Annotated in this window: 14 protein-coding genes and 1 tRNA gene; 10 read left to right on the top strand and 5 right to left on the bottom strand. The window is 63.2% G+C overall.

The annotated features are described in order from the left end of the window. Position 1: 1 nt before the first annotated feature. Positions 2-769, bottom strand: a complete 768-nt coding sequence (locus ASD73_RS07110; protein WP_056371006.1) for a TrmH family RNA methyltransferase — start codon at positions 767-769, stop codon at positions 2-4. A 79-nt stretch (positions 770-848) separates the two neighbouring features. On the opposite strand from ASD73_RS07110, the gene ASD73_RS07105 reads away from it, so the two are divergent. The 4 genes from ASD73_RS07105 to ASD73_RS07085 all read left to right on the top strand — a co-directional run bounded on the left by ASD73_RS07105 (position 849) and on the right by ASD73_RS07085 (position 5,708). Further along, positions 849-934 (top strand) — tRNA-Tyr (locus tag ASD73_RS07105). A 197-nt stretch (positions 935-1,131) separates the two neighbouring features. After that, the gene (locus ASD73_RS07100) at positions 1,132-2,349 is read left to right on the top strand and encodes a tyrosine-type recombinase/integrase (RefSeq protein ID WP_056371005.1); all 1,218 of its coding nucleotides are present in this window, start codon (positions 1,132-1,134) and stop codon (positions 2,347-2,349) included. Between the two features lie 482 nt (positions 2,350-2,831). Further along, positions 2,832-4,619: a ParB/RepB/Spo0J family partition protein gene (locus tag ASD73_RS07095; RefSeq protein ID WP_056373319.1), complete on the top strand. Its 1,788-nt coding sequence runs from the start codon at positions 2,832-2,834 to the stop codon at positions 4,617-4,619. Between the two features lie 765 nt (positions 4,620-5,384). Beyond that, positions 5,385-5,708 carry a DUF736 domain-containing protein gene (locus tag ASD73_RS07085; protein WP_056371001.1) on the top strand — a complete coding sequence of 108 codons (324 nt, stop codon included), beginning with the start codon at positions 5,385-5,387 and terminating at the stop codon, positions 5,706-5,708. Positions 5,709-5,763: 55 nt separating this feature from the next. Here the strand turns inward: ASD73_RS07085 and ASD73_RS07080 are convergent, their stop codons facing one another. Next, positions 5,764-5,985, bottom strand: a complete 222-nt coding sequence (locus ASD73_RS07080) for a helix-turn-helix transcriptional regulator (protein WP_056373317.1) — start codon at positions 5,983-5,985, stop codon at positions 5,764-5,766. A gap of 537 nt (positions 5,986-6,522) precedes the next feature. Between ASD73_RS07080 and ASD73_RS07075 the strand changes: the two genes are divergently transcribed. Genes ASD73_RS07075 through ASD73_RS07060 form a run of 4 tightly spaced genes read left to right on the top strand, consistent with a single transcriptional unit; the run spans position 6,523 to position 8,880 of the window. Beyond that, positions 6,523-7,416, top strand: a complete 894-nt coding sequence (locus ASD73_RS07075; protein ID WP_056370998.1) for an ArdC family protein — start codon at positions 6,523-6,525, stop codon at positions 7,414-7,416. Further along, positions 7,413-7,664 carry a sigma factor-like helix-turn-helix DNA-binding protein gene (locus tag ASD73_RS07070; protein WP_056370996.1) on the top strand — a complete coding sequence of 84 codons (252 nt, stop codon included), beginning with the start codon at positions 7,413-7,415 and terminating at the stop codon, positions 7,662-7,664. The genes ASD73_RS07075 and ASD73_RS07070 overlap by 4 nt, the downstream gene beginning before the upstream one ends. A 58-nt stretch (positions 7,665-7,722) precedes the next feature. Continuing rightward, positions 7,723-8,652 carry a nucleotidyltransferase and HEPN domain-containing protein gene (locus ASD73_RS07065; RefSeq protein ID WP_056370994.1) on the top strand — a complete coding sequence of 310 codons (930 nt, stop codon included), beginning with the start codon at positions 7,723-7,725 and terminating at the stop codon, positions 8,650-8,652. Positions 8,653-8,667: 15 nt separating this feature from the next. After that, positions 8,668-8,880, top strand: a complete 213-nt coding sequence (locus ASD73_RS07060; RefSeq protein WP_056370992.1) for a hypothetical protein — start codon at positions 8,668-8,670, stop codon at positions 8,878-8,880. 2 nt (positions 8,881-8,882) lie between these two features. On the opposite strand, the gene ASD73_RS23160 is transcribed toward ASD73_RS07060, so the two are convergent. After that, positions 8,883-9,101, bottom strand: a complete 219-nt coding sequence (locus ASD73_RS23160) for a conjugal transfer protein TraD (protein ID WP_056370990.1) — start codon at positions 9,099-9,101, stop codon at positions 8,883-8,885. A 16-nt stretch (positions 9,102-9,117) separates the two neighbouring features. Further along, positions 9,118-9,615, bottom strand: coding sequence for a conjugal transfer protein TraD (locus tag ASD73_RS07050; protein ID WP_327196913.1), 498 nt, complete (start codon positions 9,613-9,615; stop codon positions 9,118-9,120). Between ASD73_RS07050 and traA the strand changes: the two genes are divergently transcribed. Next, a complete protein-coding gene (gene traA, locus ASD73_RS07045) occupies positions 9,614-12,526 on the top strand; it encodes a Ti-type conjugative transfer relaxase TraA (protein WP_056370986.1) in 2,913 nt (970 codons plus the stop codon). The genes ASD73_RS07050 and traA overlap by 2 nt on opposite strands. Before the next feature lie 9 nt (positions 12,527-12,535). Beyond that, entirely contained in the window at positions 12,536-13,258 is a 723-nt protein-coding gene (locus ASD73_RS07040; protein ID WP_056370985.1) for a DUF6118 family protein, read from the top strand. A 270-nt stretch (positions 13,259-13,528) separates the two neighbouring features. On the opposite strand, the gene ASD73_RS22225 is transcribed toward ASD73_RS07040, so the two are convergent. After that, the gene (locus ASD73_RS22225) at positions 13,529-14,500 is read right to left on the bottom strand and encodes an HNH endonuclease (protein ID WP_162256169.1); all 972 of its coding nucleotides are present in this window, start codon (positions 14,498-14,500) and stop codon (positions 13,529-13,531) included. Between the last annotated feature and the right edge of the window lie 83 nt (positions 14,501-14,583).

The raw sequence follows: 14,583 nt of genomic DNA, 5'->3' as shown, positions 1-14,583 counted from the left end.
CTTACTGGCCGGCCGTCGCGACCGCGTAGAGCGCGACCGCGGCGGCATTGGAAATATTCAGGCTCTCCATCCGCGGCGAGATCGGCAGCTTTGCCAGCACGTCGCAATGCTCCATGACATTGTGGCGCATGCCATCGCCTTCGGACCCGAGCACCAGCGCGACGCGGTTGCCGTCGAGGACCGAACCCAGCGTCGTTTCGGTGTCGCCCATCAGCCCGATGCGCCAATATTGCGCCTCGGCGATTTCCTCGAGCGCGCGCGACAGGTTGACGACGCGGATCCACGGCACGATTTCGAGCGCGCCCGACGCCGAGCGCGCGATGACGCCGCTTTCGGGCGGGCTGTGACGATCCTGCGTGACGATCGCGGCGGCGTCGAACGCAGCGGCCGAACGCAGCACAGCGCCGATATTGTGCGGGTCGGTGACCTGGTCGAGGACGATCAGCGGGCGCCTGCTGTCGGCGTCGACCTCCTGCTGCAACAGATCGCCGAGGAAGACGTCCTCGAGCGGGTCGACCTCGATCACGAGTCCCTGATGCGGCGCGTCGCGCGCGACGAGTCGCGCGAGGTCGGTGACCTCGGCGTAGCTGATCGGAATCACCGGCGGCAGGTCGAGCTGGCCCAGGGCCTCGCGCGTGCCCCAGATGCGCTTGACGGTGCGTTCGGGGTTGGCGAGCGCGGCCAATACGGCGTGGCGGCCCCAGAAGCGAATGGCCTGTCCGCGCGAGTTTTGGCTGGCGGGGCGGCGGTGACGGGAAAATTGTCTCATGTGCGCGCCTTTCCCATGACTGCCATTGACAGGCAAGCCTCGTTTCGCCATTGGACCGCTTCCCAAAGCGGGCCCCAATGGACAGGTGGCCGAGTGGTTAAAGGCAGCAGACTGTAAATCTGCCCGGGTTTCCGTACGCTGGTTCGAATCCAGCCCTGTCCACCACCCTCTGGTCCGAGGGCATCTCCTAAAACCCCTAGAAATGGCTGAAAACCTAGCGTATACTGCCGCTATCGTCCCCTTTCGTCTCGCTGCATTTCACTGCAGCCAAGACACAGTGTGGGGGAAGTGTGGGGGAAGAATCGCTTTCCCCCACATCTTGGTTTCCCCAAATGCGGGGAGAAAATGTGGGGGTAAATCCCATGGGCAAACTCACGGCGGTTGCGGTCAAGGCCGCTTTGGCGAATCCCGGCAGCTATCAGGACGGTGACGGGCTGTTTTTGAAGGTCGATAAACGGGGCGGGGCTTCCTGGTTTCTGCGCCTGCAACGCGACGGGAAGCGGCAGGACATCAGCCTTGGAAGCGCCAAGCTGACTACGCTGGCCGAAGTGCGCCAGAAGGCCTGGGAGCTCCGCAAGGCGATCAAGGTGGATCGGCGCGACATTCTCGCAGAGCGAAAGGACGAAGCTGCCGCGAAGGTCACGTTTCGGGAGGCTGCGCTTCAATATCACGCTGCGAACGAAGCGGGCTGGAAGAGCGACATATATGCCCGTCAGTGGCTGGCAACGCTCGAAAACTATGCATTCCCCAAATTGGGCAGCGAGCCTACCGGGGCGATCGCTGCGGCAGATATCATCGATGTGCTGACGCCGATCTGGCAGGATATTCCGGAGACCGCTCGGCAGGTGCGGAACAGGATATGCACCGTGCTGGACTTTGCGCATGCGAAGGGCTGGCGGTCGCGAGAGGCGCCTTCGGGCAACGGCAGTCTAAAAGCAGGGCGTGGTTTGCCGCGGCAAGTGAAGTCGCGCGAGAATCGCAAGGCCATGCCCTACGTCGCTTTGCCCGGCTTTCTTAGGGCTCTTCAGCGCAAGCCATCCTACAGTCGGCTTGCGCTCGAACTGCTCATCCTGACCGGGGCCCGCAGCCAGGAGGTCCGATTGGCTACATGGGCCGAGTTCGACTCGGATGAACGCTTGTGGACGGTCCCTGCCGATCACATGAAAAGGGGCAAGTCCCACATTGTTCCGCTTTCTGACGCCGCGCTGGAGGTTATCGGCAAGGCGAATGCCCTTCGCTTGCCCAACACAGAGGTCGTGTTCCCGGGCATCTTGGGTAAGCCCATGTCGGACATGACGCTGCTGAAGGTGGTACGCGATATGAGCGAGCCGTTCCATGTCCATGGCTTTCGTTCGACCTTTACCGACTGGGCGGCCAACGAAGGCTTCGCCGACGCCGTCGTGGAAGCCGCGCTCGCGCACAAGACGCCCGACGCCGTCCAGGCCGCCTATCGCCGAACAACCTATCTTGGCACCTTGGACAAGCCGGGCGCCCGAGTGAAGCTGATGGAGGCGTGGGGGGCTTATTGTACCGGCAAGGTCATCGAATCGGACAAGGTTGAGTCGGACGCGGGAGATTGATCCCTTGATTGCGTCTGCCTCGTCGGCGGCATGATTGCGCGGCTCTCGCATCCGTCCACTTGCTGCGGCGGCTGGCCGCGCAGAGCGCTTGTCTCGCGTCCTGGCGCCGCGGGCTCGCGGCCCTCGCGGCGGATAAACAGCGCATAGCGCTGTTCCGGGCGCGGCTTTGTCACGCCCGACCCGCCGTCGATCCGCGCACGCCGCGGCGCCTGCGGCTGAGACAAGGGCGCGTTTGTTTCCCGATGATGACGCCGCGCTGACCGCGGGGCGACGCTGTGCTTGGGCCGGCCACGGACAGCGTGGCAGTCGGCGCACGGCTGTGGGACCGCGCGGCCGGTGCGCAAGCCGGGTCTTCGCCCCGGCTCCTCCATTGCATTGCGGCCCTGCGGGTGCGTTCCGTCCTTTGACGCGGTCCCGTCGCCTTTCCTCGCCGCCCGCCCCGCCGTCCGGGGCCGGGTGTGGTGGAAGGAAAGGAAGAAGTCATGAAGCTCGATTTTATCGATGTGGACCATCTGTCGATTGCGGCGACCAACATGCGCGGGAAGGGGAAAGACCCCGATGTGTCCGACCTGCTCCCCAGCGTTCGCTCCCGCGGGGTGCTGGTTCCTCTGCTCGTTCGTCCGAACTGTGCCGAAGGCCGTTTCGAGATCGTCGCGGGACGTCGGCGCTTTACCGCCGTCAACGCGGTGGCGCGCGAGGGCGGGGCGGTGAAGCCCATTCCCTGTGCGATCCTCGACGAGGGTGACGATGCCGATGCGCTCGAAGCGTCGATGCTGGAAAATCTCGCACGCGTCCGACCCGACGAAGTCAGCCAGTGGGAAGCGTTTGTGGCACTGGTCAAAACCGGTCGCAGCGTGGACGAGGTTGCCGACACGTTCGGCTTCGAGCCGTCGGCGGTGAAGCGCATCCTTGCGCTTGGCAATCTGCTCCCCCGCATCCGTACCCTCTATCGCGGTGGGCAGATCGACGTGAACACGGTGCGGCATCTGACCCTTGCCTCGAAAAGCCAGCAGAAGGCATGGCTGGCGCTGTTCGATGACGAAAGCGCCTATTGCCCGACCGGCCATCAGCTCAAGGCGTGGCTGTTCGGCGGCACGGCCATTGCGGTGACGCATGCCCTGTTCGACGTCGAGGCGTTCAAGGGCGGGATTGTTGCCGACCTGTTTGGCGATGATCGCTTCTTTGCCGACAGCGATGCATTCTGGACCGCGCAGATGGGCGCCATCGAGGTGCGCAAGGCCGACTATCTTAAGGCCGGATGGTCCGACGTGATCATCATGGAGCGCGGGCAGTGGTTCCGGTCATGGGATCATGCCCATGCGGGCAAGCGTAAGGGCGGTCGCGTCTATGTCGAGGTTCGCGAGAGCGGAGAGGTTATCTTCCACGAGGGCTATGTCACGGCAAAGGAAGCGACGCGGCTTTGCAGCGGCGGTAGTGGCGAGGCGGATGCGGTAGCCGAGAAGCCATCGCGTCCCGAGGTGTCGGGTCCGCTCAATGCCTATATCGATCTTCACCGTCATGCAGCTGTGCGCGCCGACCTGCTAGCACATACCGATGTCGCGCTGCGGGCGATGGCCGCGCATGTCATTGCGGGTGCAGACCTGTGGCGGGTGGATGTCGAGACACAGCGCGCGCCGAAGGAAGAAATTGCCGAGAGCGTGGAGACCTGCCTCGCCGAAACCGCTTTCGACACGAAGCGCCGCGCGGTGCTCGCGGTGCTCGGCTTCGATGAAGACGCGCCGACCATTACCGGCAAGGGTTGTCACCGGCCCCCTTTTGCGCCCTTGTTCGCTCGGCTTATGGAATTGCCCGATCCGGTGGTTTTGGAGATCGTAGCGATCGTCATGGGCGAAACGCTGGCGGCGGGCAGCGAGGCGGTGGAAATGATCGGGCTACATATCGACACCGACATGCACCGGCATTGGAAAGCCGACGCGGCGTTCTTCGACCAGCTTCGCGACCGCGAAGTGCTGCTCGCCATCGTCGGCGAGGTTGCGGGCGCGGAGGTCGCAGCAGCAAACGCCCGTGAGAAGGGTAAGGCGCTGAAAGCGATCATCTCCGATTGCCTTACGGGCACCAACGGCCGCGCCAAGTCCGAGCCGTGGGTTCCGCAGTGGATGGCGTTCCCGCCGACTGCCTACACGTCGCGCGGCGGTGTCGGCAGCGTGAAGGCTGCGGCGCGTGTGGCTTTCGATCTCTCCGCGAGCATTGTGCCTCTCACCGAGGTCAGCAGCGGACCGGAAACCGACGAACCGCCATTGGCGGCATAACAACAGGGCGGGCGGCTTTAGGTCGCCCGTCTATTTTTCCCTCACCGGTAACGGACGCGCTGTCCCTTCGGGCCAGCGCGGCGCTTTCATTTTTGGCTCGCCGCCGCAAGCGGCGACGGCGCGGAGGCCGGAAGGAAAAAAGGCGGCGCGATAAATCGCGCCGCCTTAAACGATGGTCTGCGTTGCAGAATATCGCCCCCCACCACCGAACGGTCCCCTGGGTCGCAATCAGGGAGCGTCCGACGAAAGTTCGTGTTGCGAGGCCTATGGCCGTTGCCGGTCGGGCAGGATTGTACAGACCCGCCAAAACGGAGCGATGGCGCTAGATCATTGCATTTTCCACTGCCCCGGTGGGTTGCCCAATCCGCGCTATGGCGCCGGAACAACCAAAGTTGCGGAATGTCCGCGCTGGACCTTCCGTGACGATGTGTCTCTGGCGCATGGAGCCGTGTGTTCTGCTTGACCATCGTGCTTCCATGGCGTCACTAATCCAGCCTGCCGATCACCGTCTCGATTAAACCGAGGACCATCCCCGGCGACGGGCATTTGACCTGAACCGGCGCGGCGTCCCGCAAAAGTGCGACGGCGCGATTATTTCCCCGCCGGCTGTGCCGGCTCCTCGCGGACGCTTCGCTGCAAATAATCGCGCCGCCGCACTCCTCCGCTGCGCTGCGGCCCTCCGGATACGCGGGGCGCCTCATGCGCCGGTCTCTGGTCCGCCCATGTCGCAGGGATGGTCCCGCGGCACATTCAAGGAGACGACCAATGGCAGCTATCGGCTTTGTGAACGGCACCATCGAAAAGGGCTTCGTGGGCCAGCTGAAAACCCTCACGATCCGCGCGGCGATCGAAATCCGGACCAACCGCTCGAAGAGCGGCGACGTCCAGCCCGATTACCGGGTCTATTCCGAAGGCGTCGAGATCGGCGCCGGCTGGATCCGCGTCGGGCAGGCTTCAGGCGAACCCTATGTCTCGCTGAGCCTCGCCGCTCCCGAGTTCGGACCGCGACGGCTCTATGCCAACCTGGGTCGCGCTGCCGGTCAGGACGGCGAAGATGGCTATGGCCTGATCTGGAACCCCGCCGACTGATCGGGTCGTCGGACCCCGCGCCGCTCCGGCGGCGCGGGGTTTTACCATGCGTGACCTACGCCGCTTCGCGCGGGAGGTCCGCAACCGTGAATGAGATCGGGTTGCGCAGCCAGATGTTGACCTCGGACTCGCGCCAGCCGCAGCAGCGCTCGGCAAGCTTATATTGTGTCGGGAAGGTGCCGGATGCGATTTTCCGGTAGAGCGTCGCGCGGCTGAGACCGGTGCGGTCGAGTACGTCGTTCAGGCGAAGATAGCGTTCGAATGGCTGCGATGTCATGATCATCTACTCCATGAGTTGGTGGTTGATGATGCCCCTGCCAAACAAGATTGGGCGGCAGCCCGCCCGCCGCAACCCCTTGGAAACCCGCCGATGATTGAACTGCGCCCAGGATGTATCGCAAAGGTGCCGGGAGCACTCTAAAGCCCTACGCAGTGCGATAAAAAAATTAGCCTCAATCTGGACCTATCGCCCTGAACACCGGAATTGAGACCGTCTGAGACGGTCGCGTCTGGAGATAGACCGCGCCGCATGCGGCGCGCGCGTAGTGCGATTACCGGGATGAAAGGCGGCGCTGGCGCGCATGCGGTCGCCGCTGCGCGGCGGCGTTGGTCTGTCCCGGCAGGTCGGGGGCAGGGTGGGCGTCACTCGCCTTAGCCCCGCCCGGCCGGGCTGCAACCCGCGTGCCGCGGGTCCTCCTCTTCGTTCCGGTCCTGCGGATGCAGCCCGCCCGATGATGCGGGTCTGCCGGCTCCTTCCTGCCGCCCACCCCGCCCCCTTCCGGGCCGGGCTGCGGTGGCTGGAAGGAGAAAGGATATGCGTGCCGAAAGGACCGAACGGGCGAGCCTTTATTCGGAGGTCACGGACCGGATTATCGCGGAGCTTAAGGAAGGGCGGCTGCCGTGGGTGCAGCCGTGGGATAGCGCGGCCTGCGGTTGCACGATGCCGCAGAATGCCGGAACGGCGCGGCGCTATTCGGGGATCAATGTACTGATCCTGTGGGCCGAAGTCGTTGCCAAGGGCTATGCGTCACAGCGTTGGCTGACCTACCGGCAGGCCGAGGCGGCGGGCGGCAATGTCCGGCGCGGCGAGAAGGGCACGGTGATTTGCTATGCCGAACGCTTTACGCCGAAGGCCGAGCAGGGACAGGCTCGCAGCGAGGACCGCGAGGCGCGGCAGGTTGCGTTCCTGAAACGCTTTGTCGTCTTCAATATCGACCAATGCGAGGGACTGCCCGACGATTACTTCGCGCCGATGGTCAGCGCCGATCCGGTATTTGCGATTGCCGAGGCCGATGCGCTGATCGCCGCGACCGGCGCGCGGATCAATATCGGCGGCGGCGAGGCCTTTTACAGCCCGAGCCATGACTTTGTGCAAGTGCCGCCGCAGGTGGCGTTTCCTGAACCGATCAACTGGTATCGCACCGCGCTGCACGAACTTGGTCATTGGACCGGTCATGGCAGCAGACTTGACCGTGACCAGAAGGGCGGGTTCGGGTCGGAATCCTACGCCAAGGAGGAGGTTGTCGCAGAGATGGCGGCGGCGTTCACATGCGCATCGCTCGGCATCGCGCCGACCGTGCGCCATTCGGACTATATCGCGTCATGGCTGTCGGTTCTGCAGGGCGATGACAAGGCAATCTTCCGCGCCGCCAGCCAAGCCAGCAAGGCGAGCGATTTCCTGCTCGCCTGCGCGGGAGAAGAACAATGACCGCCCGCAAGTCGCGCGAAGAGCGGCTGCGCCTTTGGCGCGCCGAGCGCGTGGTGGACCGGATGCACGGCATGGACCGCAAAGTCTTTCTGGCGATCCGCGTCGATGAGATGAGCTATTCGCAAATCGCTGCTCGGTTTGACATCAGCGTTGCCGATGTTGAAGCCCATTTCGCAGCCAGCCTGCGTATCATGATGAAAGCCATGGACGACAAGGATCCATGGTGGTGGCGATTCCGGCTGTGGTGACCATGTTCGCGCCGGATGGCGCTTGCCATCCGGCGCTTCCAATTACAGGGTAAAACCAATGCGTACCGATCTCGATCATCTTCCAGCCAACAAGCAGCGCGAACTTGAGCGCGTAAAGCAGATCATCTTCGAGGAATTCGCCGACAGCGTCGCGCTGGCGACGATGAACTGGAAGAAGAAGGGCCGGATCGACAAGATCATCCTTTACGGCAGCTATGCGCGCGGCGGCTGGGTCGATGAGCCGCACACGGCCAAAGGCTATCGGTCCGACTTCGATTTGCTAATCATCGTCAGTGACAAAAGGCTCACCGATAAGGTCGATTATTGGCTCAAGGTCGAGGACCGGCTCAACCGCGAGCTCGCCATCGACAAGACGCTGCACACGCCAGTAAATTTTATTGTCCACACCATGCAAGAAGTGAACGACGGCCTCGCGCATGGGCGCTATTTCTTCATGGACGTCGCGAAAGACGGGATCGCGCTTTACGAATTTGACGACAAGGAACTGCACAAGCCGAAGCCCAAGACGCCGCAGCAGGCGCTCGACATGGCGCGAGAGTATTTTGATGAGTGGATTCCCAGCGCGGCGAGCTTCGTAAAGGGCTATCGTTTCTATCTCGAAGAACGCGATTGGAAGAAAGCTGCTTTTCTACTGCATCAGGGTACCGAGAGTTTGTACCACGGCGTCCTCTTGGTCTGCACATTTTACACTCCGCATGTTCATAATCTCGGATTTCTGCGCACCCAGGCCGAGCGCATCGACATGCGGCTCGTCGATGCCTGGCCCCGTGAACTAAAAGCGGATCGGAAGCACTTCGAGAAGCTCAAAGAAGCTTATGTGAAAGCGCGCTATTCAAAACATTATCGGATCACCGAAGAGGAATTGCGCTGGCTCGGCGACCGCGTCGAAGAACTCGGCCGCGCGGTGCACGCAATCTGTTCGGAACGCATCGCCCAGCTTGAAGCATCGGCGCAGGTTGGTCGCTGATAGATGCCCAGAAGCATGACCATCGCCGGGCAAATCGAGGCGCTGATCCAGCGCCTCGACGGCGTGGCGATCTGTGATGATTGCATCACCGACCGCCTCAATTTGTCAGTGCGCTCACAGGCCAATGTCGTGACGCGCGGTCTCGGCGGCGCAAACGGATTTCGGCGCGAGAAGCAGCCGTGCGGTCTTTGTAGCTCCATCAAAGTTTCGACATCGCATCAGCGCTGAGGCTAAACAGCCTCATCACCTTCCGCCAAAAACGCGCGCCGTCCCCGGCGGCGCCATAGTAATAATTGCCTCTCGCGACCTTCGCCGCGCAGCGTTGCGGCGGCTTCGCCCAGCAGCCCGAGAATGACTGCCCGATCGTCGTCGGTCAGTTCGATCAGGTCGGCTTTGGCAACGAGGCCGCCCAGCTCGATCAGCTGACGCGTGCGCTCGCGGCGCTTCACCTGCCATGCCCGCGTGTCATGCCGCGCCCGTTTCGCCTGAAGACGATTGCGAGCCTGCACCGCTCGCCGATGCGCCGCCCGCGTTCCGGCCAGCGCCTTTGCGAGCGCGGGCGCCGTCGCCGCGAAAGAACGCCGCGCCGCTCTTGCGCCACGCCTCCTTCCGCGATGCGTCCGATCGCACGGCATCGAGCAGGGCGCCAGCAAGTTGCTCGATAGATAGTGCATCGGCGCCCGTCGCGGTGACCAGCTCGCCGAGCTGACTTTGCTTTTTCGTCTTGAGCGCCTTTGCCTTGTCGGTGAGCGCCTGGAGTTCGGCATCAAAATCACGGGGTTTGCGCATAGTCTGTCCTTCCGTTTGATGGGGTCGGACGAACCAGCTATGCCGAGTCTCATCGCCGTTCAAGCAGCTGAAATCTCTTGCGACTTTGTGATCCCGAGCGCGATGAAATCGTGTGAGGGCGCGCTTATACGTCGTGCCGACGTGCTCGTTTTGCTGTAAATGGATTGCCGTCATGGCAATCTATCATTTCTCGGCCAAAGTGATTTCCCGCGCTGTCGGCAGCAGCGCGGTGGCGGCGGCTGCCTATCGTTCGGCCGATCGGCTCCACGATGAGCGGCTTGGACGCAGCCACGATTTCTCGAACAAGGCGGGTGTCGTCCACAGCGAAGTGCTGCTGCCCGAGAATGCGCCGGAGGAATGGCGTGACCGCGAAACGCTCTGGAATGATGTCGAAGCGGCCGAGATCCGCAAGGATGCGCAGCTTGCCCGCGAAATGGAGTTCGCGATCCCGCGCGAGATGACCGAGGAACAGGGCCTCGCGCTGGCCCGCGACTTCGTCCGAGACGAATTCGTCGAGCGCGGCATGATCGCCGATCTCAATGTTCATTGGGACATCGGAGCCGATGGGCTGGCGCGACCACATGCGCATGTCATGCTGACGATGCGCGAGATCAAGATCGGCGAGGATGGATCCGGCGAGTTTGGCGCGAAGGTGCGTGACTGGAACCGCACCGAACTGCTGAACCATTGGCGCGAAGCCTGGGCCGATCATGTCAACGAACGCCTCGCCGAGCTCGATATCGATGCGCGCATCGATCATCGCAGTCTCGAAGCGCAGGGGATCGAGCTTGAGCCGCAGCACAAGATCGGTCCCGCCGCGTCGCGCATGGCCCTGCAGGGGCTCGAAGTCGACCGCGCCGAGGAGCATCTCGAAATTGCGCGGCGGAACGGTGAGAAGATACTCGCCAACCCGGCGATCGCGCTCGACACCATCAGCCACCATCAAGCGACGTTCACCAACCGTGACCTCGCGATGTTCGTGCATCGGCACAGTGCCGGCGCCATCCAGTTCGATGCGGTGATGGGCGCTGTGAAGGCGTCGCCCGACCTCATCGCGCTTGGTAAGGATGGGCGCGGTGAGGATCGGTTCACGTCGCGCGCGATGATCGAGACCGAGCAGCGGCTCGAACGCGCGACTGCCGCGCTCGACGCGCGCCGCAATCATGGCGTTGCCGATCGTCATCGCGAGCTTGCCTTGGCGCGTGCCAGCGGCCGCGGTCTCGACCTATCGGCCGAGCAGCGCGGCGCGCTTGAGCATGTCACGTCGGCGCGCGGTGTCAGCAATGTCATTGGCTATGCCGGCACCGGCAAGAGCGCGATGCTCGGCGTCGCACGGGAGGCGTGGGAAGCGGCGGGCTACCAGGTGCAGGGCGCCGCACTGTCGGGTATCGCCGCCGAAGGGTTAGAGCATGGCTCGGGCATCGGTTCGCGCACGCTCGCGAGCCTCGAACATCAATGGGCCAACGACCGCGAGCGGCTGACCCACAAGCATATCCTTATCATCGACGAGGCCGGGATGATCGGGACGCGCCAACTGGAGCGCGTCGTGACCGAAGCCGAGAAGCAGGGCGCCAAGGTCGTCCTCGTCGGCGATCCTGAACAGCTGCAGGCGATCGAGGCGGGCGCAGCATTCCGCGCCGCGGCCGAGCGCCACGGCGCCGTCGAGATCAGTTCGATCCGCCGCCAGCATGCGGAATGGCAGCGGGATGCGACGCGCGAGTTTGCCACCGGGCGGACCGGTGAGGCGATCGGTCGCTATGCCGACGCCGGGCATGTCCACGCCGCCGACACCCGCGACGGTGCGCACACCGAACTGGTCGATGCGTGGGATCGCGATCGGCAGCGTCATCCCGAGGCGAGCCGGATCATTCTCACTCACACCAACGACGAAGTGCGCCAGCTCAATGACGATGTCCGGGACAGGCTGCGCGCTGGCGGTGCGCTCGGTGAGGATATCGCGATCAAGGTCGAGCGCGGTGACCGCAGCTTCGCCGAAGGCGACCGGGTTATGTTCCTCCGCAACGAGCGCGATCTGGGCGTGAAGAACGGCTCGCTCGGCACGGTGCAAAATGTCGACCGGATGCGCATGGCCGTCATGCTTGATGACGGGCGCAGGATTGCCTTCGACCTTAAAGATTACGCCCATATCGATCATGGCTATGCCGCGACGATCCACAAGGCGCAGGGCATGACGGTTGACCGGGTGCGGGTGCTAGCAACGCCGGGGATGGACAGGCACGGTGCCTATGTCGCGATGTCGCGGCATCGAGATAGTGTCAGTCTCCATTATGGCCGCGACGACTTTCGCGATCAGTCCAAACTCGTCCGCACGCTCAGCCGCGAGCGCGGCAAGGATATGGCCAGCGACTATCGCACCAAAGAGGCCGCGCCCAAGGCCGAACCGAAACGCAGTATGTTCGCGGGTCTGAAGCTCAAACCTACCGTCTCTGCGGCAGCGCTCGGTAAAGCGGCTCCCGCACAGCAACGGCCCGAACGCACCCGCAACATCCGTGTCAGCACGCGGGGGCTGGGCGCGGCGGCTGATCGTAGCGCACTCGACAAGGCGGTCGAGTGCTATGCCCGCGCGCAGCGCGAGATCGATGCTATGCGCGGCAAGGGGCTGTCGCCCGTCATCCACCAGCAGAAAAGCCTCCATGCTGCGGCGCGCGACATCGATGCTCTCCGCAGCGATGGCGCAAAGGATTTTGCGACGGCGCTGCGCAATGACCCGTCGCTCACCGCTGAGGCAGCGAGCGGCCGCACGCAGCGCGCTATGGAAGCGATGCGCACCGAAACCAAACTGCGCATCGACGCACCGGCCCGGGCTGATCGCTTCGTTGCCGAGTGGCAGGCGAGTTCCAAGCAGCTCCGGGACCACAAAGCGAACTATGATGATGTCGGCGCAAAGCGTGTCGGAGCCCACCTCAATGACATGGCAAAGAGCCTGCACCGCGACCCGCAGCTCGAGTCGCTGCTGCGCAACCGAACTCACGAACTGGGCCTGAAACCGCTTGAGAAACATTCGGTGTCTCAGGCGCTCCAGGAATATCTCCGCCCCTCGCGTTCCCTTGGAATGGGGCTTTAGGGTGTCGCCATGCAGAACAAAGACCCTGAAAATCTTGGCTCCGACGACGTCGCCGAAGATATCGCCCTCGACCAGGCCTTCGACAGAATGTCGGGCATCATGTCGACGCTCGCCGCTGCCATCGATCAGTTCGGCTTGCGTCTGAACGATGTGGTGGGGCGGGATTACACTGACGATCTCGCGAAGATCGACCAGAACTGGGAAAAGGCGCGCGAGGCATTCAAGCGGTTGGCCGAACGTCCTGCGCTGGCGCTCACGCCAGAGGTCATGGGCGAGCAGATGAGGTTGGCGGGTGCGCGCGCGAGAGAGACCGAACAACAAGCCTTACGCGACGCGCGTTCGCGTCTCGATGAAGCAGTGAAATCGATCTGGCTCGTCGTCGCTTCGGCACGGACGCAGGAGCAGCAGAATTTTTGGGTCGCGATCAGCGCCGGCGTTGCCGCAATCCTGGCGTTCATGGCGGGCTGCACTGTCCCGTCCGCGGTCGATCGGGCCGTGCCCGACCATTGGCATTGGCCGGAGAAACGTGCAGCCACCCGGTTGGAGCGTGACATGTGGGGCGCCGGTGTTCGGCTAATGCAGATAGGTGATCCCCGCAGGTGGGAGGCGGTCACACGCGCTTCCAGGCTTTACAAGGGGAACGAAAAGAAGGTCGCGGATTGCGAAAAGCAGGCGGAGCGGAAGAAGAAAGCCGTGGCATGCACGATCAAGGTCCAGCCTCTCAGCGTCTAGTTAATCGGCTGCTTTGCGCCTGATGTCGGCCATTGCCGGAGGCGCGACGTTCTCCTGAAAGCGGACGATCGGTGCAGCGGGGAGGGCTTCCATTTTGAGCTCGATCTCACTCGTCCGGCTACCTTTTCGGCGATTCGAATAGCGGCGTCAGTCGGATTAGATCCAAATGTGAACATCATCGGATATGCCGTCTGGCGGGCGAGAGAAATCTTCGCCTCATTTTCGCCTGCGGCCGGGTGACAGGGCGTGAGGGGCCAGCCGCGCGCGCCGCTATTGGGAGCCATCGGATTGCCGGGTAGCGGAGGTTTCAAAAGACATTCGCCGATGCTCGGCCCGGTGGCAGCTCGCGCACAGGCATATAAGGTCTGCAACGGTCGTGTGATGCCCCGCCGGCATTGTCGCGACGGGAATGGCGTGATGAATCTCGAAGACACTTTCGGCGACCGGGACCGGGAAAATGTCGTACCAGTCAACGAGGCACGCCGGGTTCTCGCAAATCAGCTTTCCATCATGCTCGCGGCGCACTGCGTCGCGCTTCGCCGCCGCAGCCGCCGGATCGCGGCGACGCTCTGTTCGCAGATGCCGACTGAGTTTGGCATCGCCCTCTGCCCACTCTCGCTCTTCGGGATCGGGAGGAGCATCATCCTTTTCGCGACTAGCGGGCGGCGAATTACGGTCGTCGCTCTTGGGGACGACACGAAATCCAGCGACCTCGAGGAGTTCGAAGCTTGCCTGGCCTGGAGCGACGTTGAAATGTCCTGGAAAGACCTCGATGCCCAGCGCGATCTCGAGCGCCAAGCCAAAGACTTTCTCTGGAGCAAGTCGCGTGCCGCCGGTGGCGATTAGCTCATAATCGCCTGTCTCTGGAAAATTGGGCGCTTCCGAGCCAGCGATCACCCGGTCAGCCGCTTCCCGGATCTGTAGCGGGGTCACACGGCGTTGTGTCGCCGCGGTGAGCGGAACGATCGAGGGAGGCTGAGCCTTTCCGGTCGCTCCCTCGCCCCGCAGTCCCAGCATCTCGATGATTTCCGCGCCAGAAAGCCTGAAGTCGAACCTAATTTGCTTCGTCGAATTGCCCCCTTTCGTGCCTTTCGCTTGCCCAAAGCGGCGCATCCGGACCCGAATCTCGCGTGCGAGTTCGTCCGGTCGCAGGGACGCGATCTCGACGCGATCGACGAGCAAGCGCTCGCTTTCGGGCAGGCGCCGCGAGGGAGCGCTGTCAATCAGCACGCGATCAAGCACCTTTCCAATTCGTCCAGAGCGACGACAAATTTCGATAAGCGCCAAGGCATAGCTGGTGTTACGCGCGGGCCTTCCTCCCGTGG

The organism is Sphingopyxis sp. Root154, assembly GCF_001427105.1.
Taxonomy (GTDB): Bacteria; Pseudomonadota; Alphaproteobacteria; order Sphingomonadales; family Sphingomonadaceae; genus Sphingopyxis.
This window is presented reverse-complemented; position numbering and strand designations above follow the sequence as displayed.

Coding starts and splice junctions, on each gene's coding strand:
- ASD73_RS07110 (WP_056371006.1), bottom strand. CDS start 769: ATGAGACAATTTTCCCGTCACCGCCGCCCCGCCAGCCAAAACTCGCGC.
- ASD73_RS07100 (WP_056371005.1), top strand. CDS start 1,132: ATGGGCAAACTCACGGCGGTTGCGGTCAAGGCCGCTTTGGCGAATCCC.
- ASD73_RS07095 (WP_056373319.1), top strand. CDS start 2,832: ATGAAGCTCGATTTTATCGATGTGGACCATCTGTCGATTGCGGCGACC.
- ASD73_RS07085 (WP_056371001.1), top strand. CDS start 5,385: ATGGCAGCTATCGGCTTTGTGAACGGCACCATCGAAAAGGGCTTCGTG.
- ASD73_RS07080 (WP_056373317.1), bottom strand. CDS start 5,985: ATGACATCGCAGCCATTCGAACGCTATCTTCGCCTGAACGACGTACTC.
- ASD73_RS07075 (WP_056370998.1), top strand. CDS start 6,523: ATGCGTGCCGAAAGGACCGAACGGGCGAGCCTTTATTCGGAGGTCACG.
- ASD73_RS07070 (WP_056370996.1), top strand. CDS start 7,413: ATGACCGCCCGCAAGTCGCGCGAAGAGCGGCTGCGCCTTTGGCGCGCC.
- ASD73_RS07065 (WP_056370994.1), top strand. CDS start 7,723: ATGCGTACCGATCTCGATCATCTTCCAGCCAACAAGCAGCGCGAACTT.
- ASD73_RS07060 (WP_056370992.1), top strand. CDS start 8,668: ATGACCATCGCCGGGCAAATCGAGGCGCTGATCCAGCGCCTCGACGGC.
- traA (WP_056370986.1), top strand. CDS start 9,614: ATGGCAATCTATCATTTCTCGGCCAAAGTGATTTCCCGCGCTGTCGGC.
- ASD73_RS07050 (WP_327196913.1), bottom strand. CDS start 9,615: ATGACGGCAATCCATTTACAGCAAAACGAGCACGTCGGCACGACGTAT.
- ASD73_RS07040 (WP_056370985.1), top strand. CDS start 12,536: ATGCAGAACAAAGACCCTGAAAATCTTGGCTCCGACGACGTCGCCGAA.